This is a genomic window from Paramagnetospirillum caucaseum, from assembly GCF_000342045.1.
Taxonomy (GTDB): Bacteria; Pseudomonadota; Alphaproteobacteria; order Rhodospirillales; family Magnetospirillaceae; genus Phaeospirillum; species Phaeospirillum caucaseum.
The window spans coordinates 1-2,227 of the sequence record NZ_AONQ01000150.1 but is presented as its reverse complement, the minus strand read 5'-3'; the positions used below and the strand labels follow the sequence as shown (position 1 = coordinate 2,227).

Sequence of the window (2,227 nt, the reverse complement as noted above, 5' to 3'; positions counted from 1 at the left end):
AGGAGTTCGAGATCAGGCCAACCTGTGTTTGCAACAATCATGGCCGTCCTCCGCCTTCACGCCGATCAAATGCTACCAAAGATTTATATCTTTCATCAACCTCAAGCAAAATGGTCCGGAGATTTAGCACCTTCCATTGTGCACCGATCCCCAACGGACTCCTCCTTCACCCGGAGGATTCCTGCCTCCAATCCCGCAGCAATCACCGTGTCCGAAATGGCATCCTTGATCTCATCAGGCAGAATAATTGCGGCTTTCCATGAGCCATCTGGTGCCCGATATTTCGGCAAGGATACCTTGGTGCTTTTGCCATCCGCTCGAACCTGGACACCTTGAATGACCATCACGACACCATCGAAGACGACTTCAACATCAGCCAAGGCACGCAGCTTTCCTGCATTCATGAGATGAGTGATGTGGATCGCTGATACCGTGACCGAAGTGGTGTCCGTGGTCGGAATTGCGTTCATCTTGTCCGCCTTGATGACATAAGCCGAATACGATAACCTTTTTTCTGTGGCACCCCCCCCGATGCGGCCACATCTGGATAGATCACCCCCGTAAACCTGATCCATCCAGCACGATCCGGCGGTGGAGTTCTCACCAGTTCTCCACCGCCGACCTGCTTTACGGCTCGTTCCGAATCACAGGCACAGCCACAAAGTACTCCGGGTCTTCCAGGGTGCGAATCGACACCATTAGTGTCTCGTGCCTGTTCACCAGCCGGGCATGTGGAACCCCATCAACGGTCGTCCAAAGCCGTGACACCTCCCACACCTTTCTGGTCGGATCGTTGGCTTTCATGAACAAGTCACCGACTTGGATGGGGGGAGGTTTTCGTCCGAATATTGCCATGTTCGCCCAACCTGCCTGCCCGAAATTATACCGCCGTGTCGCGAACTGCCTGGATGTGCCCAAAGAACTTTCGATCTTCGGACAGCATGTGCTTTGCCACCACGTCATAGGCCAGAAAATTGAACAGGTCGCCCAAGGCCAGTTCGCCGGATGTGAAAATCGCCACCAATTCCCCGGCACGGTCGATTAGACCCTGGTGGGTTTGGGCATGTTCATCAGCACCGGAATATCCTATCGAGCGGAAAACTGCTTCTTCATCCCGGAAATGATCCAGAAGGTCCGCAACAAGTGCTTCGATCTGGGGGAGCACTTCATCCTTTGGCCGCTCACTGAGGACAGAAGTCAGCAAAGCATTCGCGTGCTCAAATAGATTCTGGTGCTGCTTATCGAGCAACGAGTGACCGGATTCGTAGGTGCTTCGCCAAACCAGCCGTAAAAAGTCCAGATCAAGCAATTCCGCTTCGTCTGTTTCCTTGGAACCTACTGCATCGCTGATCACACGATTTCGACCAGCTTCTTTGGCGGCATACAGGGCTGCATCGGAACGGCAAAGCCACGCCTCCCACGCCTCATCATCTCGACATTCGGCAACACCAATGCTGACCGTGATATGTCCAGCGACAGGGAATGCGTAGGTCAAGGTCGCTTTGCGAATACGTTCAGCAAGCAAGCTTGCGATCATCAAGCCGCTATTCGGCATCAGAATCACGAATTCCTCACCGCCCCAACGACCCAGCATATCGGTGGATCGCATACATTTGCTGGCGATATCGCAGAATGCCTTGAGAACATCATCCCCGACTGCATGGCCGTGGGTATCGTTCACTCGCTTAAAATGATCAAGATCGATGAACAGCATGGACACGGGGTGACCGTAGCGAGCTTTTCGCAGCATTTCCTGTTGGGCGGCTTCTTCAACCCTTCTGCGGTTCCATATGCCCGTAAGGTTGTCGTGTTGGGCGAGGTGCTCCAATTCCTGGCGAGCGGCAACAAGCTCGGCATTCGACGCGGCAAGTGCCTCAACGGCTTTGGATAATTCCTGGTTCAGGATTTCAAGTTCGTGGCTGCGTTCCGCGAGATGGTGTTCTGCGATTTTCCGTTCTGTGATGTCAGAAACGACGCACACCAGACCAGCACGTCCGTCTTTGTATGCTGGCATATGACGGGCGGTCAGTTGCCCCCAAAATGCAGTGCCATTGGATCGCCAATAGTGGCGTTCAAGGTTGACGTTGGGGCGGTCACAGGCAAGATGATCCGCCATATTCTTCCGGGCAATTTCCTGCTCTACGGGATCAACCAGATCGACATATTCTATACCAATCAATGATTCCAATGGGATCATGAACATTTCCGCCATCCGTTGATTGGCGGA

At 53.3% G+C, this 2,227-nt stretch carries 2 protein-coding genes; both read right to left on the bottom strand.

Annotated elements, in window-relative coordinates; all coding sequences use genetic code 11:
* Positions 1-101 precede the first annotated feature (101 nt).
* Entirely contained in the window at positions 102-575 is a 474-nt protein-coding gene (locus H261_RS26385; protein WP_235063037.1) for a hypothetical protein, read from the bottom strand.
* Between the two features lie 305 nt (positions 576-880).
* Positions 881-2,227, bottom strand: a 1,347-nt coding sequence (locus H261_RS22650) for a diguanylate cyclase (RefSeq protein ID WP_152427087.1), incomplete at its 5' end; no start/stop codon positions are given.